The following is a 20534-nucleotide window of genomic DNA, read 5'->3' as shown; positions in this document are numbered from 1 at the left end:
TTACGTCATCGTTATTTGGGTTTTCAGATCAGTCGGACGATCCTGGAAACTGTCAAATGCTTCCTGAATGCAATCCAGCGGATAAATCGCTTGGGTAAAGCGTTCAGTTTTTATCCGACCGTGGGTCAACAGGGTCAGCGCGTCATGCATATCCTGCCCCATCCCAGCGACAGAACCTTTGATCGAATTCTCTTGCAGGATGGTTTGCAGGATATCGACAGGCAGGGTCTCTCCTGCACCAGTCAGTCCAAAGGCCGCGATATGACCCCCTTTTCGAGCCAGTTTGGTGGCCTGTTGATAAAGAGCAGGCAGGCCAACGCTTTCGATCACCACATCAGCACCGCGACCATCCGTATGATCCCTGACCACCTGTTCCAGTTGGTCTGGATCGGTGACACCAACATCCGCCCCGACCTCGAGCGCCATGTTCACACGCGCCTTGGACAAATCCGCAACGATGATCGGCGCCGCCCCGATCGTGCGCAAGAGTTGTACGTGCAGGTTACCGATGGGGCCCGCGCCCAGTACCACGACCGACTGGCCAAATGTGATGTTGGCTTTACGCGCACAGCGCACAACACAGGCCAAAGGTTCGGTCAACGCCAACACTTCGGCAGCTGTGTCCTGCGGAGCTGGAATAACAAGGCGCGCGGGGACGCAGATGTATTCGGCAAAGGCGCCATCCATGGTGATACCCATCTGCTGCATCTCGGGGCAGTTCAGGATTTCATTACGGCGGCACCAATAGCAGGTGCCGCAACCGATATTCATATCGACCACAACCGGCGCACCAACCGTCAGGCCGGCTACGCCTTCGCCCAACTCGGCGATTGTGCCCGTAAATTCATGACCGGGTATCAGGGGCAGGCTGTCGGCCGCGTAGTGGCCGTTAAAGATATGCATGTCGGTCCCGCAAATCCCGACCCGTATGATGCGAACCAGAACTTCACCCCGGCCTGGGTTGGGGCGTGCGACGTCAGTGACCTCGAACCGACCGGGTTCGGTCAGCACCGCCGCTCGCATGGTCGGGGTCATTTCACAACCCTCAGCTTGGTTCGGTCGATGGTCAGTGCGATGGCCACAATCAGAATAAGGCCAAACACCATCTGCTGTTGTGTCGCGTCGACCTCAAAATATAGCATCGAGGACCGGATCACAGCCACAATCAGAGTGCCAATCAGGGTATTGATCACTCCGCCCACACCACCGGTCAGCGGTGTCCCACCCACCAAAACCGCGACGATGGCAGGCAGCAGGAACCCGTTTGCCAGAGTGGGAGAGCCTCCGGACAATTTCACTGCAAACAGCAAGCCCGCAATCGCCGCCAGTCCACCGGACAGAGCGAACGCCATGATCTTGATGCGATTTACATTCAGGCCCGAGGCCACGGCGGCAGGTTCCCCCGCCCCCACAGCCTTGAGCGCACGGCCAAAGGTGGTGCGTGATTGCAGGAACCATGCACCCAGAACCAACGCGGCGGCGATGAACAATTCGCTGGGGATGCCCGCCAGCGATCCGGTCATCCAACCAAAGGTCGAATCCCGAAGTGTGGCGTCCATGAACAGCGCGCGCTGCCCTGACATGTATTGTGCGGCGGAAAAGGCGATGCCGCCAACCGCAAGGGTCGAGATAAAGGACGGCACAAACAAGCGCGTCGTGACAAAGCCCGAAACCCCGCCCAGCACAACACCGGCTAGAATGCAGATCAACGCGGCACCAATGCCAAAGGTTGGCAGGGCAATCGTGGCCACGACTGTGGTCATGTTGGCAACCGACTGCGCAGACAAATCTATCCCGCCGATATAGATTGCGAACGTCATGCCAAGCGCCATGATGAACAGCGGCACGATATCCGCCGCCATCGAAATCAAGTTGGAAGGGCGCAAAAAGTTGGAATCTGCAGCCCCGACGACCAGAACCAGAACCAACAGAGTGATCCAGGGCAAATGCGGTTTGATGCGTTCAAAACTCATGTGTTCGCCCTCAGATCATGTGATGGACAAGGTCATACAGCGACGGTTTGTCCCCTGGGCTGCAATCGAAACGTTTCTGGGCGATACCGTCCTTCAGGACGATAATCGTGTGGCTGAGGCCAATGGCCTCTTCCAAAGTGTCAGCGACCAGAATGATGCCGACGCCGTCATCCGACATCTCGCGTACCATGTCATAGACATCTTCTTTGGCGCCGATATCCAGACCGCGCGTCGGGTGATCCAGCAGGATGATATCGGACCCGGCCGAGCGCCACTTGGCCAGCACAACCTTTTGCTGGTTGCCGCCCGACAACCCGCCACAATCCTTGTAGACATCTGGTGTCTTGATCGCCAAACGATCGATCCATTGTCGAGCCAGCGTTTTTTCCTCACCAATCCGCAACACGCCCGAATTGGCATAGTTTCCCATCTGGCTGAGCGTCATGTTTTCGTAAACGCTCATGCCTGCGACGATCCCTTCAACCTTGCGTTCGCGAGGGATGTAACCAACGCCGTTGGCGACCCCGACTTGCGCGTTGAATTTGCTGACGGGAACGCCCTTGATGCTTACGGCACCGGTAGATGGAGTTTCGAGCCCAAAGATCGTGCGCAAGATCGCCTCGCGTCCCGAGCCTTCGGTACCGACCAGACACAAAACCTCGCCGGGGCGCAGATCGAATGAAATGTCCGAGTACTTTCCCGTTGCAGTCACGTTCTGGAAGGCAACCAGCGGCTGTGCCTCAACCTGATAAGGTTTTTGCTTCTGCTCGCGGTAATATTCCTTGTCGACATCGCGCCCGACCATCTTGTGTTGGATCGCATCAACATTCGCATCGTCGTGGGCGACGACGTCTACAACTTCGCCGTCTTTCATCACATAGATACGGTCGGACAGGTCCAGAACCTCGTCCATTCGGTGGCTGACAAAGATGAACGACGCCCGTTTTGTCAGCTCACGCACAAGCGAAAACAACAACTCGACCTCTTCCTTTGCCAAAACTGAGGTTGGTTCATCCAGCAGGATGACCAGATCGCCGTCGATCCGTTCTTCAAGGGTCAGCACCTTGGCCAGTTCCACCAGCTGGCGCTGCGCAAAGGATAGTTTCGACGTTGTCATCGCCGGATCGATGTCCAGTTTGACCTTAGACAGTTGCTTGCGCGCGGCCTCGGCCATGGCTTTCCAGTTGATAACGCCGTAGCTCACGAATTGCTGCTCGAACCCCAGAAAGATGTTCTCCATCACGGTCAGGTTGGTTATCAGCGATTGTTCCTGAAACACCATGCCGATACCGTGATCCATCGCCTGACGCGGGTTCTGGAACCGAACCTTAGTGCCGTCGATGGTGATGTCGCCGCCGTCGGGTTGGTATGCCCCATAGATGACCTTCATCAGGGTGGATTTGCCCGCACCGTTTTCGCCAACGAGGCCCACGATCTCGCCGCGCCCGATCTTGAAGTCCACGGATTTCAGAGCGTGGACGCCGGGGAATTTCTTGTCGACATTGATCAGTTCGTACATCTGCCCGCCCCTATTTCACGAAGGTTACGGATTTGCGGTCGGTCGATAGAACCACCGCGGCGATGACCAATATGCCCAGAACACCGTCTTGCACGTAGCCGGGCAATCCGATCACAACCATGCCGTTGTTAATGACATTCACGATCAACACACCGATCAGCGTATTCCAGACACCGCCGATCCCGCCCCACAGAGCAGTACCACCCACCACAACCGAGGTGATCGACACGAACATGAAATTCGACCCTGTCGCTGTCTCGGCAATACCGATCCGCCCCACGGCCAACAACGCGCCGACCGCATAAAAGACACCGGCCAGTGCAAACCCCATGATCCGCACGCGGTTGACGTTTAGACCTGAAGCATGAGCCAGTTCCTCGCCCCCGCCAACAGCATAGAAGTTACGGCCCAGTGTCGTACGGGACTGGATGAACCAAGCGATCAGTAGAAACAGAAGTGCGACATAGCACATGATGGGAAATCCGAACCAACGCTCGGTCAGCAGCGAACGGAACAGGTCGTCCTCCACTCGGATGCGGTCGCCCCCTGTCAGCAGCAGCGCGAAACCAGTGCCGACGAAACCCATTGCCAGAGACGCCATAAACGACGGTATCTTCAGCAAGACATGCACAAGTCCGTTCACCAACCCGATTACCCCGCCGACAAGCAAGGCCAGAGGGATGGCAAGCCACGCCCAGGACGCCAACGAGCCACCCAAAGCAATGAAAGCAAAAGCAAACACCACGGCACAAACCGAAACCGTGCCTTCCATCGACAAGTCGATCGATCCCATGATGATGATGAATGTCACGCCAATAGCAACCATCAGCGCCGGCGCCGAAGAAATTCCGATCCGCGCAAAGTTGCGCAGTGAAAAAAAGCGCGGCTCCATCGCCGTAAAGAACAGGACCAAAACCAAAAGGACGATCAGGGGCGCCCATTTGATCAGAACATCCCGTGTCAGCACATTGCTCACGTGCTTCCTCCCACTGAGTGAACTGGTGGTGGTCGATCAAGTCGGACCCGAATGTACGAGCCGGCTCTGAGACCGGCTCGCAATCACATTATTTGTATTGAATTTGGCCGTTCGACGTGGACCAGAAGTCTTTCCAGTCATAGGTCGGGACACTGTCCAGATACTCGGCCTTGAACGCTTGGGCGTCTTCTGGGCGGACCATGATGGTCGGGCCATAGAATTCGCGGTGTTCGTTTGGTTCGTCAGAGGGCTTGAAGTGACCCGTGGCCGCGTAATACGCCAATGCCGCCGTGATACCGCCACCCCAGTGCGGGTTGGTGAAGACGGTGGCCAGGATCTTGCCCTCGCCCACCAGCTCAACCGCCTGCGGGTTACCATCATATGATACGATGGGCATATCTTCGATGCCTTCCGCGCGCAGGGCCTCGAGCACACCGTAAGCAATGGTGTCATTGGCGCAGTGAACACCCTTGATGTCATCCCCATACCGGGTGAGGAACGCGCTCATGACCTGATTGGCTTTCTGCGTATCCCAGTCGGCGGGCTCTGCCGCCAGCAACTCGGCATTCGGGTAGTCTTTCAACGCGTTCTTCAGACCGGCCAGCCGCTCGATCGCTGGGTTATTCGAGGCGATACCGCCCAGATGAACAACGCCACCGGAACCGCCCATGGCATCCAATAGAATGCGCGCGGTTTGCTCGGCTGGGCCTTCGTCGGACCAGCTCATGTGGCTGACATAGTTGTCGCCGAAATCCCAGGGGTGCAGGTCGTCGGTCTTGTTCCACAGGGTCGAAACATAGGCCCCTGCTTCGACACAGGATTCCACAACCGGACGCGCATTCGGAGCATCGTTGGTGTCGATGGCCAACGCGAGTTCGCCATTTGTCTTGGACAAAAGCGCTTTTACATCCGCCAGCGATTTCTCAGATGAGCCTTCGTTGATCAGGTGCGTCAGGAAATCCTTGGGTTTACCCAGACTTTCGACAAAAGCCTCGCCGCCGGACACGATCTCATTCCAATATGGGTTCGTGCGATTGCGATAAGACCAAGCAACAGTTGGGTCCGTGATGGCAGCACGCGCCATTCCACCCAACATGCTAGAGATTGCTGCACCGCCAACACCATACGCTGATGCCAGCAACAGGTTACGACGGGTTATCGTCTCCTGCGCGATATAGTTTTTGATGAACGACATATTTTCCTCCCATTACGATCTGCACCTTGGGTCCGCGATTGATGACCCGGTTCGGACGCGCGGCATTGATCGCGGCTATGCACGCCTTTAATGCACTAACTAGTTACTTCTTTACGAAATGATGTGTCAAGCGTTAAGAATGATGGAAAACAGGGGGCAATCGCTCATTCAAAACAGATGTGGCTACACCTCTGCGGCTCATCAGAGTAATAGAAAGGTTCATCAGAAGGGTTTAGCCGTGGCCGAAATACCGAAAACAAAAAAGAAAAGAGACGCCGAGGCGACCAAGTCCAGAATCCTAATGGCCGCAAAGAGTGAGTTTGCCAAACGGGGTCTGGGTGGCGCACGCGTTGATGAAATCGCTGAACTGGCCGAAGCCAACAAACGCATGCTGTACCACTACTTTGGCAGTAAGGAAGACCTGTTTCGAACCGTACTGGAGGAAGCCTATCTGGATATCCGCAAGGCCGAGCGGGAATTGAACCTCGAAGATTTGTCCCCGACTGATGCACTGGAAACCCTGGTGCGGTTCACTTGGCAGTATTATCTTGATAATCCTGAATTTATTACACTGGTTAACAGCGAAAACCTGCATGGCGCGCGACACATAAAGTCGCTTGATAACCTGCCAGAAACCATGCGCGGTCTGGTTGGAATGGTGGACGAAATCCTGGTCAAGGGACAGGCTACAGGTGAATTCAGAAGCGGCATCGACGCTGCTCAGTTGAATATCACGATCGCCGCGATCGGCTATTATTACCTGACAAACCGGCATACGGGCTCGTTTCTGTTCGGGCGCGATCTTATGGAAGAAAAGGCGCTGGACGAACGTTTGGCCTTCAACATTGAAACTGTTTTAAGATTGGTCCGAGCTGACTCACAGGAGAATTGAGAACCGCTTTTGACTAGTCGCTTTCGGCCTTAAATCTTTTGCAGTGCGGCCTTGAAGAAACAGGTTCTTGCCAATCACTTTGAAGGGTAACCAACCTTCTGTGACTGCGAAAACCCACCTGTTGCGCAAACAGGCTCCGAGGTTCGCAAGCGGTCGGGCCGCACGTTTTCCGCTCTATACATCCTCAGCTTCTGTCGGTATGAGCAGCGCTTCGATTATGATCCGTGTGTTGGACGCTCTGAGGGTGACAGCATCACCCAGGAAAGCTGAACCATGAAACAAACGCTCGAAACTGCGCTGAAGCGCAAGGGATACGACACTCTGACCCCCGTCCAACAGGCCGTCACCGCGCCCGAACTGCAGATGCGGGATATGTTGGTATCGGCACAGACCGGATCGGGTAAAACCATCGGATTCGGTTTGGCGATTGCCCCAACCATTCTGGGCGATGCACAGGCGTTTGACACAGCGGATACGCCCCTGGCATTGGTCATCGCACCGACCCGAGAACTTGCAATGCAGGTTAAGCGAGAGCTGGGGTGGCTTTACGCAGATGCCGGTGCCTACATCACATCCTGCGTTGGCGGCATGGATATGCGGGATGAACGCCGGGCCCTGTCTCGAGGCGCGCATATCGTTGTGGCGACACCGGGGCGCTTGCGGGACCACATCATGCGCGGCTCGATAGATCTAACGAACGTCCGCGCCGTAGTTCTGGACGAAGCCGACGAGATGCTGGACCTCGGGTTCCGTGAAGATCTGGAGTTCATTCTCGAGCAAACCCCAATCGACCGTCAGACCCTTTTGTTCTCCGCGACCGTGCCGCGCGCCATCGTTAGCCTGGCAACACGATACCAACAAGACGCTCAGCGTGTCAGCACCGTCAGCGAGCGTACACAACACGCCGATATCGAATACAAAGCCATGAGCGTCGCCCCACGCGACGGCGAAAACGCCATCATTAACGTGCTGCGGTATCACGAAGCCCCCAACGCAATCGTCTTTTGCAACACGCGTGCCATGGTCAGCCGTCTGACCGCCAGATTGTCGAACCGCGGATTCCCCGTAGTCGCGCTGTCAGGCGAGTTGACACAGAGTGAGCGGTCCAATGCCCTGCAAGCCATGCGGGACGGACGCGCCCGTGTTTGTGTCGCCACAGATGTTGCCGCGCGCGGGATTGATCTGCCGAACTTGGATCTGGTGATCCATGCTGAACTGCCAAACAGTCATGAAACCCTATTGCATCGCTCTGGCCGGACCGGGCGCGCGGGCCGCAAAGGCGTCAGCGCACTGATCGTGCCCCCGGCTTCATTTAAAAAGGCTCAGCGTCTGCTCAAATTCGCCAAGCTGACGGCTGAATGGGGCGCCGCACCCTCCGCCGAAGAGGTGAATGCACAAGACCTGCAGAGAATGTTCAACTCAGATGACTGGCAATTGGACATCTCCGACTCTGAACGTAACTCCGTGGATGAATTGCTGTCGAAGTTCTCACCAGAACAACTTGCCGCGGCTTATGTCCGTCAATACGCGCGACAACATTCTGCGCCCGAGGAACTAAACGAAGTCAAAGAACCTGGACCCAAACCAAGTGCTCCGTTCGGCCCGAGCGTCTGGTTTGCAGTGTCCGAGGGACGCAACGAAAACGCGTCTCCAAGATACCTGCTGCCGATGATCTGCAAAGCGGGCAACATTACCAAATCGGACGTCGGAGCGATCCGCATCGCTGAGACCGAGACATATATCGAAATCCGCGAAAGCAGCGTTGCGGGTTTTCTGGAGGCCATCGGTCCCGAGATGACGATTGAGAGTACAAAGGCAATCGTTCAACTGGACGCCGCCCCCGATTTCCACGCAGCAGGCAAACCCAGCTTCAAGCGAGGCGAAAAGAGCAAGAAGGAATTTGCCAAAACCGGCAAAAAGCCCCCGCGCAGTGTCGAGCCTAAACCAGCCAAGGCGTGGAAGAAGCCCGAGCGAAAGTCCCCTGACACGCCGAAAACCGACGCTAAACCCAAGCGCGACTCTGGCAAGGCTGGCGATCAGGCGGCCAAACCTCCGCGTCGCCCAAAAGGCCCGCCGCCACCAAAGGGCAAACCGAGCAGCAAGAAAAATCGCGCGCGCTCTGCAGCGGAAAAAGGCGGCAATGCGATGCCAAGGCGGTCCAAGTAAAGTTCGAGCCGGCGATCAACGGCCGGCTCGAAACTTGCTCAAACGCCTGAACGCTCCTTACGAGCCGTACAAAAGGTTCGGTAACCACAGAACCAGCGAAGGTACGAAGGTCAGTAACAGCAAGACCGCCAACAACGGCACCAGAAACGGTAACGTGGCGCGGACGCATTGTTCGAATGGCACCTTCGAGACGCGCGACAGCACGAACAACACCATGCCCACCGGCGGGGTCAGCAGACCCAGCATCAGGTTCAAGATTACGATGATGCCCAGATGCACCGGATCAATCCCGAACTGTGCCGCCACCGGCATCAGCACCGGCACGAGGATGGAAATCGCCGCGATGGTCTCCATGAACAGGCCCACGACCAGCACAACCGCCATGATCAACAGCAGCACAACGGCCTTGCTGTCGGTAAATGACAGCACAAATTCTGCGAAATGCGCGGCGACCTGATTGGCGGTCAGGATCCATGCGAACACCGAGGCCGCGCCAACGATCATCATGATCGCAGCCGTCGTCTCAATGGTTTCAAGCGAGATCACCGCCAGCTTACGCGGAGTCAGGGTGCGATAGACGATGGTGCCCAGAAACAGCGCATAGGCGGCAGCCCCGATAGCGGCCTCTGTCGGAGTGAACGCCCCCGAGACGATGCCGCCCACAATGATGACCGGGGTCATCAGCGGCAGGAACGCGGCCCGAAACCGGGTGGCGATGACCGAGGGGCTAAAGCTGACATCACGCGGGTAGTTGCGTGTGCGTGACATCCACCAGATCATCGCCGATAACGCCGCTGCCATCAACAACCCCGGAACAATCCCGGCCACAAACAGCTTGCCAATCGACACCGACGCCATGACGCCAAAGATCACCAGCGGCAAGGACGGCGGGATGATCGGCCCGATAGTCGACGAAGCGGCAGTGACCCCGACGCTGAAATCATCATCATAGCCTGCCTCACGCATGGCCTTGATCTCGATCGCACCCAGTCCGCCAGCGTCGGCCACGGCAGCGCCAGACATGCCCGCAAAGATGATGCTGGCGCCCACATTCACGTGGCCCAGACCGCCATGCATCCAGCCGACGATGGCGCGCGCAAATCCGAAGATCCGCGCGGTGATCCCGGCCGAGTTCATCAATGCGCCCGCGAGGATAAAGAAAGGAATGGCAAGCAGCGGGAAGCTGTCCATGCCATTGACCATGTTATGCATCAACAGAACCGGTGGCAGGCCAGAATACAGAATGTAAGCAAACGAGGACAGCGCGAGCGAGAAAGCGATCGGCACCCGCAGCAGCATCAGGCCGAACAGCGATACGAACAGAATAGTCAGACCCATTTGTCTTCGCCTTTTGCAATCTGCTTCAAACGCGAGACAATCTGCCAACCGACGACGCACAGGTTTGCCCCGGCTAAGGCCATGACGCATGCGTGCAGGTAGTATTTCGGGAAAGGCAATGAGACCATTTGCTGGAACGATGTCCTTTGGATCAGCTCCCACGCGGACCACATGATCACGGCAAACAAAACGAAGGTTGCCGCCAGCGCAAAGATATGGACCCAACGCAGGCGGAACCCATAGTATTTGTCGACAAATTCCAAAACGATGTGGCTGCCGACAACCTGACACCGGATCGCCCCGGCAAAGCCCAGAAGGATCAGCAGATATCGCGCGGCCTCTTCCGTCCACGCGACTGAATCGTTCAGCACATAGCGCGTGAAAAACTGCAAAAAGACCACGCCAAACAGCAACCCGAACAGGGCCAGTAGACCGTAGTCTCCGATTGTGATGCGGAAATTCTGGAAATGAGCGTCGTCTTCGGCGGCCAGTGCGTCAAAGTCGATCTCGGGCGGGGTTTCGGTCTGGGTCATTCGGGGCCACCTTGTGCGGTCAGAATGCGCCCGGCGCGAGGCCGGGCATAGTCTAGATTAGTCCTGGATTGCCTGAAGACGTTCGAACGTCTCAGCATCCCAAGGCACGTCATTGCCCGTCAACAGCGGCGCGACGGCGGCCATGAAAGGTGCGCGATCCACCTCGTTCACGGTAACACCCTGTTCACGGAACCAATCAGCCAGTTCAGCCTCTGACTGAACAATTTCATCCGATGTGCTCGAGGCCGCTTCGGCCAATGCGTCAAGCAGCGCCTGCCCGTCATCGCCCATCTTGCCCAGCGTCACAGGTGACACCACAACCGCAAGCGAGTTGGTGATATGTCCGGTCAGGTTGATGTTCGACTGCACCTCGTAGAACTTTTTGAACTGGATGGTGGGCAGCGGGTTTTCCTGTGCGTCTACAACACCTTGCTGTAGGGCCAGATAAACTTCGGCAAAGGCCATGGGTGTCGGGTTTGCGCCGGTGGCTTTGGGGAACATCTGATAGGCAGGGGCATTCGGAGTACGGATTTTCAACCCGTCCATATCTGCGGGTGCCAGGATCGGCTTGTTCGAGGTCACGTGACGCGCGCCGTAATAGGTCATCGCCGCAACGGTATTGCCCGAAATGTTTTTGTATTCTGCCGCCATTTCATTGAACAGATCCGAGTTCACATAGGCTTTCCAGTGATCATAGGACCGCATGGTGAACGGATAGTCCGAGATGCTGATCGGGCCATAGGACTGACCCAGAAAAGCCACGCCGGTATAGATCGCGTCAACCGTACCCAGCGAAAGCGCCTCGTTCAGCGCGGTCTCTTTGCCCAATTGCGAAGCCGGGAAGACCTCCATCTTGTAGCGCCCGTCGGTCTTTTCTTCCAACAGCTCGGCCGCACGTACAGCTGCTGCGTGATAAGGCGTCGAAGCCTCATAGACGTGGCCAAACCGCAGGGTCTCTTGTGCCAGGCCAGCCGTTGCGCAAAGCGCAAAAATACAGGCGGCCCCAAAGGCCGTTTTTCCAAAGTTAAACATTTAGGGTAGTTCCTCCAGGTTGATTTAAGATGCCCGCCGGTTTCTTCAGCCCGGTCAGGCGGTTGTTTCATTCCGCCGCCAGTTCCTCTGAAAAGCGGAAGTCTTCGATGGTTTCGGGTTTTATTTCGATCGAGAACCCTGGCTTTTCCGGCGCCATATAGGCCCCGTTCCTCACCACACAGGGATCGACGAAATGCTCGTGCAGGTGATCGACATATTCGATCCGCTTGCTGTCTTTCTCACCCGAGATCGCGATGTAGTCGATCATGGACATATGCTGGACGTATTCACACAGACCCACGCCCCCGGCATGGGGCCAGACGGGCAAGTTGTATTTCTCGGCCATCAGCATGACGGCTAGAACCTCGTTCAGCCCGCCCATCCGGCAGCTGTCGATCTGAACAATGTCGACGCGCCTTCCTTGATGAACTGTTTGAAGATGATGCGGTTCTGGCACATCTCGCCCGTCGCCACCTTGACCGGCGCGACCCCTTCGCGGATCGCCTTGTGGCCAGATACATCATCGGGGCTGGTGGGTTCTTCGATGAAGTACGGGCGCGCAAAGGACAGGGCCTTGACCCAGTCGATGGCCTGATCCACTTCCCATACCTGATTGGCATCGATCATGATGTTCATGTCTTCGCCCAGAACCTCTCGCGCGATGGTCAGGCGGCGGATATCGTCGTCAAGGTCGCGGCCCACCTTGAATTTGGTGTGAGTAAAACCTGCGTCCTTGGCCTCCTGACACAGGCGGCGCAGCTTGTCGTCAGGATAGCCCAGCCAACCAGCCGAAGTCGTGTAGCAGGGATAGCCTTCAGCTTTCAACTTGGCGATGCGGTCGGCCTTGCCCGGCGCGGCAGCGCGCAGCATGGCCAGCGCTTCGTCCGAGGTGATCGCATCGGTCAGATAGCGAAAATCGATCAGGCGCACGATCTCTTCGGGGGACATGTCGCCCACCAATTGCCACACGGGTTTCCCGGCCTCTTTCCCCCACAAATCCCACGCGGCATTCACCACCGCGCCAGTCGCCAGATGGATCGCACCCTTGTCCGGCCCGATCCAGCGCAGCTGACTGTCCCCGGTGATATGACGCCAGAAGCGGCCCATATCTTCGGTGATCCAATCCAATTCCAAACCCTTGACCAACGCGCCAAGCGCTTTTATCGCGGCCACGCAGATCTCATTGCCGCGCCCAATGGTGAACGTGAGGCCGTGGCCCTCATGCGCACCATCCGTTTCCAGCACCACATACGCGGTGGAATAGTCGGGATCGGGGTTCATCGCATCCGATCCGTCCAGACTGTCCGAGGTCGGAAAGCGCAAGTCTTCAGTTCGGATGCCGGTGATGCGGGTCATGCGCTGGCCTTTACATCCTGCCGCTGCACGCCCAGTCCCTCGATCCCCAGCTCCATCTTGTCGCCGGGTTTCAGATAGGTCTGCGGGTCTTGCCCCATGCCCACGCCCGGAGGCGTCCCGGTCGAGATCACATCCCCCGGCTGCAGCGACATGAATTGCGACAGATGCGAGATCACCGTGGCAACGCCGAAATGCATCGTCTTGGTCGAGCCGTCCTGATAGCGATGCCCGTTGACCTCAAGATACATCGGCAGGTTTTGCGGGTCCGCGACCTCATCGCGGGTCACCAGCCAGGGTCCAATGGGGCCAAACGTGTCCGCCGACTTGCCCTTGACCCATTGCCCCGAGCGGTGCAGCTGAAAGTCACGCTCGGACAGATCGTTGACCACGCAATAGCCCGCCACATGGTCCAGCGCGTCCTCTTCCGAGACGTATTTGGCCTCTTTTCCGATCACCACGCCCAGCTCAACCTCCCAATCGGTCTTGACCGAGTTGCGGGGGATCTCGACCGTGTCATTGGGGCCGATAATGGCAGATGTGGCCTTGAAGAAAATCACCGGCTCGGCGGGCAAGTCCATGCCCGATTCCGCCGCGTGATCGGCATAGTTGAGGCCAATGCAAATGAACTTGCCAACCTGGCCCACACACGCGCCGATGCGCGGGTCGCCCTCGACCAGCGGCAGGGTTGCAGGGTCAATCGCGCGCAGATGCGCGAGGCTGTCATCACTCAGCGCGGCGCCTGCGATGTCACCGACTTCGCCCGACAAATCACGGATCGCGCCGTTTCCGTCCAGCAGCCCCGGCTTTTCTTGACCCATGGGTCCGTAGCGCAGCAGTTTCATCTAAGTTTCTCCTTGCTCACACAGTCCAGCCGCCGTCGATGGCGAAAGTCTGCCCTGTAGTAAATCCGCTTTCATCGCTGGCCAGATAGGTCGCCAGTGCTGCAATCTCGTCTGCATGGCCAATCCGGCCCATAGGTTGCCGCGCGACGAAATCCTTCAACGCCTGATCGTAATCACCCATCGCGCGCAGGCGATCGTGCAAGCTGGGGCTGTCTACGGTGCCGGGGCAAATCGCGTTGCAACGAATGCCGTCTGTAATGAAGTCCGCCGCGATTGATTTGGTCAGCCCGATCACTGCGGCTTTGGACGCACAGTAGGAAAACCTGTTTGGCACCCCTTTGATCGAAGACGCCACCGACGACATGTTGACGATTGAACCACCGCCCCTGGCAACCATTCCGGGGATAACCAGCTTGGCCAACCGGAACATCGCCTTGACGTTCAGATCAAAACTGAAATCCCATTGCGCGTCGTCGCATTCCAGAATGTTTCCGGAGCCCACAAATCCAGCACAGTTGAACAGAATATCCACTTCACCCGCAGATGCGATTGCTTCGGCCACCGCGACAGCATCCGTTACATCCAGATTGACCACCGAGACGCGTTCGACAGCCGCAAGTTCGGCCAGCGTATCCTCATTTATGTCGCAAGCAATAACTTCAGCGCCTTCGGCCACGTATTGTTCAACACTTGCGCGGCCGATCCCCTGCCCCGCCGCAGTAACAAGCGCTTTTTTTCCGGCCAGGCGGCCTTTTCTTGGCTTCATTTTCCTCGGTCCCAAAATTTTAGTCATGCAACAAGGCACATTCCCCAAAACGCGCAATTGCTTAGCCAACTCTTAGCCATATGGCTTCTAACCTCATTGGGTCAGCAATATTTCGCAATCTCAGGCTTGGCAGGCGCCGGGCCTCCTAAAACTCCGACGCGCTTGATTCCTCCACCTCTGTTCATATTTAAATCAGGTATTTACTAATAAATCAACATTGACATTTTGCAGTCGGCAAAACGATGCTTTATGCATTCGCCCTAGGAGGAAGACGTGGTGGAACAAACCGAAAAGTATCGTGCGCCAGCACTCGAAAAAGGCATTGATATTATTGAGCTTTTGTCGCTCCACGGGGATGGACTGACACAAGGTGATATCGCCCGCGCTCTAGATCGGTCGCAAAGCGAAATCTACCGAATGCTGTCCACCCTGGTCCGGCGCGGTTACGTCATTCGTTCCAAAGACGACGACCTGTATTCGTTGAGCCTAAAGATGTTTGCGCTGTCGCAACGCCACCCACCGGTCGAGCGGTTGTTGGAAGTTGCCACACCCAAAATGCGCGTGACGACACGACGCGCCTGGCAGTCCTGCCACCTGAGTATGGAAAGCAATGGTGACATCGTTGTGGTGGCCTCGGTTGCGGCACCAGGTGACTGGGTGTTTTCGTTGCGCGTGGGTACCGTTATGGGGTTGGGCAACACCGGGACAGGTCGGGTCATGGCCGCCTTTCGCACCGATCAACAGATTGAGGCTCTTCTGGACATCCACCGGCTGGCGCGAGGCGAACCACAAATTGACCGGGGCGAGTTCATGGAACATGTCGCCCGCATCAGAGAAGTTGGCTACGAAAGGATGCCATCCGCAACTGCAGTCGGTGTTACCAATCTAGCCTATCCTGTTTTCGATCATGAAGGCACCGCTATTTGCGCCATTAACTGCCCGTATGTCGAACGCATCGATCAGTTGGACGTACCTTCGATAGACGAGGTGCATCAGCAATTCCTCGACTTGTCTAAAGAGCTTTCGACCTATTACTCGGGCCGTTGAATAGTAACGCATACCGCCAAATTCCCCTGCCGCCGGTCCTACGCCGCCAAGCCACAGCGACAGCCTCGGACGTTCCGCCCGCATCAGAACAAAACGAAATCAACCTTGTTTTGCTTTCCGACTTCCGTTCAACTGTTTTCGAGTTTGGAAACCTGAAGAACAGTGTTTCGGTGATGCGCTGATCTCGCCAAATGGAGAGCGCGACATGAATCAGTCCAAAAGCCGTCATGAACATCAATCAGACGCTGCCAGACAAGCCATGTTGGAAGAGATTGCGTCCATAGTTGAAAGAACACCTGATCCCGATCAACTTCTTTTTCAAGTCGCACTCAAGCTGAAGACCTTGTTGGTCATGGACGAATGCGCGTTCGCTTTGCTCAGTCCGGGTGGGGATTTCTATTTGGAAGGCACTACCGAACAAGCCAACAAGGATTGGGTTGTCTGGAGCTCTGAGCAAATCCCAATCGCCGAAGACTTTATCGGCAACGCGCTGACTTCCGGCAACCGACAAGTACACTTTGCTTCACCAGAGCGAGATAGCGCACATGACAGCAAGACCTCCGTCGCCACGATGGTGTTACCTGTCAAATCTCTTGGACGAGTTATTGGCGCCATCATGCTTCAAGGCGAGCGGGCGACCGAATTCAGTGAGACCGACACGAACGTCGCACACAGCGCCGCGATCCTTTGTGCAACGGCGTTTCTTGACCGACAATTACGTGTTTCGCCACCAGATCAACAACTGGACGGACTCGTCGATGCCATAAACACAATTCCAGAAGGTTTCGCTCTGTACGATTCCGAAGACCGGTTGGTGCTTGCGAACAAGACCTATCGAAAGATGCTGTATCCAGGGCATGAAGATCTGGTCAAACCAGGTATGAGCTTTGAACAGGTTGTTCGAAAAGCTCTTTCGCTCAACGTGATTGCTGATGCGGTCGGGCGCGAAGAAGAATGGCTGGTGCAACGCTTGAAACGCCACGCCAATCCCGAAGGCACCCAGATGCAAAGCCGAACATCCGGGGGGTGGATAAAAATAAGCGAACGCAAAACCCGCGACAACGCCACAGTCGCGATTTACAGCGACGTGTCCGATCTGAAAAAAGTCGAAGCACGCAACGCCGAGCTGGCACAGATACCCGAGGAAAACCCCAACCCGGTGATGTGCATCGGTAGCGATGGTACTTTGATATACGCCAACAGAGCCAGCAAGCCGATGTTGGACGCGCTGAGCTTGAAAGTGGGAACGAAGGTTGGCTCGGATTGGATGCAGCGTGTTGAAATGGGCCTGCGAGAAAATGAACGGCAGGACTTTGAATACCAAGCAGGCGGCATGGTCTATACCTTGCTGCTCTGGCCGGTTCCCGACGCTGAACACGTCAATCTGTATGGCCGGGATGTCACGCAACTGAAGCAAGCCGAAAACCGGATGCGAGAATTGGCGCGTATCCCGGAAGAAAATCCAAATCCTGTACTGCGCATCAGCAGTCAGGGTCAGTTAATCTATGCAAACAAAGCAAGCGCCCCTTTGATCAACGCATTGCAACTAAAAGTCGGGGATCGCGTAGGGACCGGCTGGCGCAAACGCGTCAGCAAGGGTTTGCAATATGATGAACGACAAGATTTCGAGTATGAAGCGGGCGGCCTCATCTATTCCCTTCTGCTGTGGCCCATTGCGGAAGGCGGGTACGCAAACATTTATGGCCGTGACATAACCACCCAAAAGCAAGCGGAACGTGAGTTGCGTGTGGCCCGAGACATCGCGGAAACTGCCAACAAGACCAAAAGCACCTTTCTTGCAAATATGAGCCACGAGCTTCGCACGCCGCTGAACGCGATTATCGGCTATAGCGAATTGATGCTGGAAGAAGCCATAGACCAGAATGACGAAGCAAACCTGAGCGATCTTCGTAAGATTCAGTCGGCTGGCAAACACTTGCTCGCATTGATCAACGACATCCTTGATTTGTCCAAAATCGAAGCTGGGAAGATGGAATTCAATCTCGAATCCTTCGACGTCGCCCAGATGGTCAATGATGTCGGCACAACTATGCAACCGCTGGCCGAAAAAAACCGAAATACGCTGAAAATTCAATGCTCCGAAGGCATAGGTGACATGGTTTGCGACCTGACCAAGATACGTCAGGCGCTTCTCAATCTGTTGTCCAATGCCTGCAAATTCACCGAGAACGGAGACGTCGTGCTGTCGGTTACACCGTCGAGCGAGGCTGATTTAATTGAGTTTTCAGTTATTGACCACGGGATCGGAATAACGCCCGAGCAAGTCGACCGGGTTTTTGAGGCATTCACCCAAGCGGACTCTTCTACGACACGAAACTATGGCGGGACTGGTTTGGGCTTGTCGATTACCAAGGTGTTCTGTGAACAGTTGGGGGGCGACGTTCATTGCACTAGCGCTTTGGGCGAAGGCTCCACTTTTACAATTAGACTGCCGCGCATCTGCCAAGATCCGTCAGTTGATCGGCTAAAGGTCTCGGACTTCTCCCAAAACGATCCGAACATTGATCCGAACGCTCCGCTTATCTTGCTGGTGGATGATGACCCTACTGTACATGACCTATTAGGTCGGCGACTGCATCGGGAAGGATACCGGGTTTTGGCTTCGACTAGGGGTGAGGATGCTCTGGAGCTCGCTCGGACAGTGCGGCCAGATGCGATAACCCTGGATGTGTTCATGCCTGAGGTCGACGGCTGGGCGGTTCTTTCCAAACTGAAGGATGATCCCGAACTGGCTAATATCCCGGTCATCATGCTTACCTTTGCAGAAGACCGTCAACGGGGCTTGTCTTTGGGTGCCAGTGAATACCTCGCCAAGCCGATTGATACCATCGAACTTCTGAGCGCCCTAAAGGACCATTGCCCCAGTCAGCCGACGCCGAGCGTTCTGGTTGTCGAGGACGAAGCAGCGACCCGCGAATTCATCTCCCGCGTTCTTGAGAAGGAAGGCTGGAAGATAGATCAGGCTGTCAACGGGCTGGATGCGTTACATCAGCTTTCGAAAGCAGTGCCCGATGTAATATTGCTTGACCTCATGATGCCCGAAATGGACGGTTTCGAATTCCTTGCGAGGATGAGGAAGAATGATCAGTGGAAAGAGATACCCGTTGTTATCGTGACGGCTAAGACTCTGTCGAACGAAGATCGGAAACGTTTGAATGGTTCCGTTCAGACGCTGATCCGCAAGGACGGGGATGAAATCGAAACAATCTTGAATCAGTTGAATGAAATTCTGCCAAGCTCAGATTCACGGAAACATCGGCCGTGACCGACCTACCGGACACCAAAGCCCAACAAGCGCAAGCATTGTGGTTAGCGAATTTACGTCAGACGCTGATATCTCCGGTCAGCGTGATTGTCGGGCTTTGCGATATACTTGAGAACGAAGCTAGACGGATGGTCCCCGAGGATGCCGTATCCGACCTGAGCCGTATTTCCAGAGCGGCAACCGAATTGAACGCATTTGTCGATCAGCTGCTTCGTCCCGAAATGGCGATAAAGCTGACAATCAGCGGTGATGAAGGAATAAAACGACTGCGTCACGACTTGCGAACACCCATGAACGCAATCAAGGGCTATAGCGAAATGCTTCTGGAGGATTTGGAAGCACTGAACGCAGGTCAATTGAAACCCGACATTCTGGGCCTGCTTCAGCACACCGACGCTTTGCTGCAACATATCGACAGGCTGTCGGCTTTGTCCGACCATCAACCGAACGGGGGGTTTGGCCTTCCGGAAGCGTCCGACGACGCCGCCGAAATGTTCACAAAACTCACCCAGAGCATGCAGTCTACCCAACAAATTGCGGATACCGCCGGGCTGATCGGGCGCATCCTCGTTGTGGATGATCTTGAGGCAAACAGAAATCTTTTGGCTCGTCGGTTGGAACGGGACGGCCATGAAGTCAAAACCGCGGACGGAGGGCGAACAGCCCTGAAGATGATGGCGCAACACGCGTTCGATCTGGTTTTGCTTGATCTAATGATGCCCGATATTGACGGCTTCAATGTCTTGGCCCGATTAAAGGATGATGACGCTTACCGCGAGATTCCGGTCATAATGATCTCGGCCCTGGACCAACTCGAAAGCGTCGCGCGCTGCATCGAGGCCGGAGCCGAGGACTATTTGCCCAAACCGTTCAACCCCGTCCTACTGAAAGCCCGGATCAGCGCCGCCCTCGAAAAACGGCGTTGGAGGGACCGCGAACGCGAGTACCTTCGGCAAGTGGAATCGGAAAAACAAAAATATATGGAACTTCTCCACAGCATCCTGCCGCAGAAAATCGTGGCACGCATGAATGACGGTGAAACAATGATCGCCGATCGCCACAGTGAAGCAACTGTTCTGTTTTCGGACTTTGTTGGATTCACCGAGTTGTCGTCCAAACTGCCGCCTGCCCATGTGGTTCACAACCTCAACCGCGTTTTCTCAGACTTTGACGAAATCGCGTCAGAACTCGGCGTAGAGAAGATCAAAACAATCGGGGATGCGTATATGGCGGCCGCTGGCGTTCCGGATCATCGGGGTGACCATGCCGAAGTGGTCGTAGAAATGGCACTTCGCATGTTGGCAGTGGTCGAATTTCTGAACCATGAATTGGATCACCCCATGGATGTCAGAATTGGCATCCACAGCGGACCCGTGGTCGCTGGCATAATTGGATCACACCGATTTCTCTACGACGTTTGGGGCGACACAGTGAATATGGCTAGCCGTATGGAATCAACCGGTGCGCCAAACCGGGTTCAAGTTTCCGAAACAACAGCCAAACAGATCGAACACCGATTTGACCTTTCCGAACCTGCCGATATTCGTGTCAAAGGCAAAGGTCAGGTTCGTACGTTTTTCGTTATGCGGCGCAAACCTGCAGCGGGATAATTG

General features: G+C 55.8%; 15 protein-coding genes and 1 pseudogene. 5 read left to right on the top strand and 11 right to left on the bottom strand.

All coding sequences use genetic code 11. From position 1 onward, the window contains the following. The 5 genes from AC2FNR_RS03935 to AC2FNR_RS03915 all read right to left on the bottom strand — a co-directional run bounded on the left by AC2FNR_RS03935 (window position 1) and on the right by AC2FNR_RS03915 (window position 5663). Window positions 1–1035 carry a zinc-dependent alcohol dehydrogenase gene (locus AC2FNR_RS03935; protein WP_496848112.1) on the bottom strand — a complete coding sequence of 345 codons (1035 nt, stop codon included), beginning with the start codon at window positions 1033–1035 and terminating at the stop codon, window positions 1–3. Then, on the bottom strand, window positions 1032–1973 hold the full coding sequence (locus tag AC2FNR_RS03930) for an ABC transporter permease (RefSeq protein ID WP_480482284.1): 942 nt from the start codon (window positions 1971–1973) through the stop codon (window positions 1032–1034). Before AC2FNR_RS03930 ends, AC2FNR_RS03935 begins: the two co-directional genes overlap by 4 nt. 10 nt (window positions 1974–1983) lie before the next feature. Then, entirely contained in the window at window positions 1984–3492 is a 1509-nt protein-coding gene (locus tag AC2FNR_RS03925) for a sugar ABC transporter ATP-binding protein (RefSeq protein WP_496848111.1), read from the bottom strand. 10 nt (window positions 3493–3502) lie between these two features. Beyond that, window positions 3503–4468 carry an ABC transporter permease gene (locus tag AC2FNR_RS03920; protein WP_496848110.1) on the bottom strand — a complete coding sequence of 322 codons (966 nt, stop codon included), beginning with the start codon at window positions 4466–4468 and terminating at the stop codon, window positions 3503–3505. A gap of 88 nt (window positions 4469–4556) precedes the next feature. After that, window positions 4557–5663, bottom strand: coding sequence for a sugar ABC transporter substrate-binding protein (locus AC2FNR_RS03915; protein ID WP_170356329.1), 1107 nt, complete (start codon window positions 5661–5663; stop codon window positions 4557–4559). A 139-nt stretch (window positions 5664–5802) separates the two neighbouring features. Between AC2FNR_RS03915 and AC2FNR_RS03910 the strand changes: the two genes are divergently transcribed. Together AC2FNR_RS03910 and AC2FNR_RS03905 are read left to right on the top strand one after the other, a co-directional pair. Next, window positions 5803–6555: a TetR/AcrR family transcriptional regulator gene (locus AC2FNR_RS03910; protein WP_496848109.1), complete on the top strand. Its 753-nt coding sequence runs from the start codon at window positions 5803–5805 to the stop codon at window positions 6553–6555. Between the two features lie 273 nt (window positions 6556–6828). Further along, a complete protein-coding gene (locus tag AC2FNR_RS03905) occupies window positions 6829–8721 on the top strand; it encodes a DEAD/DEAH box helicase (RefSeq protein ID WP_496848107.1) in 1893 nt (630 codons plus the stop codon). Between the two features lie 57 nt (window positions 8722–8778). Here the strand turns inward: AC2FNR_RS03905 and AC2FNR_RS03900 are convergent, their stop codons facing one another. The 6 genes and pseudogenes from AC2FNR_RS03900 to AC2FNR_RS03875 all read right to left on the bottom strand — a co-directional run bounded on the left by AC2FNR_RS03900 (window position 8779) and on the right by AC2FNR_RS03875 (window position 14588). Next, entirely contained in the window at window positions 8779–10059 is a 1281-nt protein-coding gene (locus AC2FNR_RS03900; RefSeq protein WP_480482293.1) for a TRAP transporter large permease, read from the bottom strand. Then, the gene (locus AC2FNR_RS03895; RefSeq protein ID WP_480482295.1) at window positions 10050–10592 is read right to left on the bottom strand and encodes a TRAP transporter small permease; all 543 of its coding nucleotides are present in this window, start codon (window positions 10590–10592) and stop codon (window positions 10050–10052) included. The genes AC2FNR_RS03900 and AC2FNR_RS03895 overlap by 10 nt, the downstream gene beginning before the upstream one ends. Before the next feature lie 57 nt (window positions 10593–10649). Then, a complete protein-coding gene (locus AC2FNR_RS03890; protein WP_496848104.1) occupies window positions 10650–11624 on the bottom strand; it encodes a sialic acid TRAP transporter substrate-binding protein SiaP in 975 nt (324 codons plus the stop codon). A 67-nt stretch (window positions 11625–11691) separates the two neighbouring features. Beyond that, window positions 11692–12905 (bottom strand): annotated as a pseudogene (locus AC2FNR_RS03885) (enolase C-terminal domain-like protein). A gap of 71 nt (window positions 12906–12976) precedes the next feature. Beyond that, the gene (locus tag AC2FNR_RS03880) at window positions 12977–13822 is read right to left on the bottom strand and encodes a fumarylacetoacetate hydrolase family protein (RefSeq protein ID WP_496848103.1); all 846 of its coding nucleotides are present in this window, start codon (window positions 13820–13822) and stop codon (window positions 12977–12979) included. A gap of 16 nt (window positions 13823–13838) precedes the next feature. After that, window positions 13839–14588, bottom strand: coding sequence for an SDR family oxidoreductase (locus tag AC2FNR_RS03875; protein WP_496848101.1), 750 nt, complete (start codon window positions 14586–14588; stop codon window positions 13839–13841). A gap of 273 nt (window positions 14589–14861) precedes the next feature. Here AC2FNR_RS03875 and AC2FNR_RS03870 point away from each other — a divergent pair, with 273 nt between their 5' ends. The 3 genes from AC2FNR_RS03870 (at window position 14862) to AC2FNR_RS03860 (ending at window position 20531) form a co-directional block, all read left to right on the top strand. Next, complete coding sequence (locus AC2FNR_RS03870; RefSeq protein ID WP_496848100.1) at window positions 14862–15635, top strand: IclR family transcriptional regulator; 774 nt, start codon at window positions 14862–14864, stop codon at window positions 15633–15635. 205 nt (window positions 15636–15840) lie between these two features. Then, on the top strand, window positions 15841–18921 hold the full coding sequence (locus AC2FNR_RS03865) for a response regulator (protein ID WP_496848099.1): 3081 nt from the start codon (window positions 15841–15843) through the stop codon (window positions 18919–18921). Next, a complete protein-coding gene (locus tag AC2FNR_RS03860; protein ID WP_496848098.1) occupies window positions 18918–20531 on the top strand; it encodes an adenylate/guanylate cyclase domain-containing protein in 1614 nt (537 codons plus the stop codon). Before AC2FNR_RS03865 ends, AC2FNR_RS03860 begins: the two co-directional genes overlap by 4 nt. Window positions 20532–20534 lie beyond the last annotated feature (3 nt).

The sequence above is a fragment of the Ruegeria sp. SATB045 genome (assembly GCF_059613525.1).
The sequence above is the reverse complement of the archived record's forward strand: the minus strand, read 5'-3'. Positions and strand labels throughout refer to the sequence as shown.

Coding starts and splice junctions, on each gene's coding strand:
- AC2FNR_RS03935 (WP_496848112.1), bottom strand. CDS start 1,035: ATGACCCCGACCATGCGAGCGGCGGTGCTGACCGAACCCGGTCGGTTC.
- AC2FNR_RS03930 (WP_480482284.1), bottom strand. CDS start 1,973: ATGAGTTTTGAACGCATCAAACCGCATTTGCCCTGGATCACTCTGTTG.
- AC2FNR_RS03925 (WP_496848111.1), bottom strand. CDS start 3,492: ATGTACGAACTGATCAATGTCGACAAGAAATTCCCCGGCGTCCACGCT.
- AC2FNR_RS03915 (WP_170356329.1), bottom strand. CDS start 5,663: ATGTCGTTCATCAAAAACTATATCGCGCAGGAGACGATAACCCGTCGT.
- AC2FNR_RS03910 (WP_496848109.1), top strand. CDS start 5,803: ATGATGGAAAACAGGGGGCAATCGCTCATTCAAAACAGATGTGGCTAC.
- AC2FNR_RS03905 (WP_496848107.1), top strand. CDS start 6,829: ATGAAACAAACGCTCGAAACTGCGCTGAAGCGCAAGGGATACGACACT.
- AC2FNR_RS03900 (WP_480482293.1), bottom strand. CDS start 10,059: ATGGGTCTGACTATTCTGTTCGTATCGCTGTTCGGCCTGATGCTGCTG.
- AC2FNR_RS03895 (WP_480482295.1), bottom strand. CDS start 10,592: ATGACCCAGACCGAAACCCCGCCCGAGATCGACTTTGACGCACTGGCC.
- AC2FNR_RS03890 (WP_496848104.1), bottom strand. CDS start 11,624: ATGTTTAACTTTGGAAAAACGGCCTTTGGGGCCGCCTGTATTTTTGCG.
- AC2FNR_RS03880 (WP_496848103.1), bottom strand. CDS start 13,822: ATGAAACTGCTGCGCTACGGACCCATGGGTCAAGAAAAGCCGGGGCTG.
- AC2FNR_RS03875 (WP_496848101.1), bottom strand. CDS start 14,588: ATGAAGCCAAGAAAAGGCCGCCTGGCCGGAAAAAAAGCGCTTGTTACT.
- AC2FNR_RS03865 (WP_496848099.1), top strand. CDS start 15,841: ATGAATCAGTCCAAAAGCCGTCATGAACATCAATCAGACGCTGCCAGA.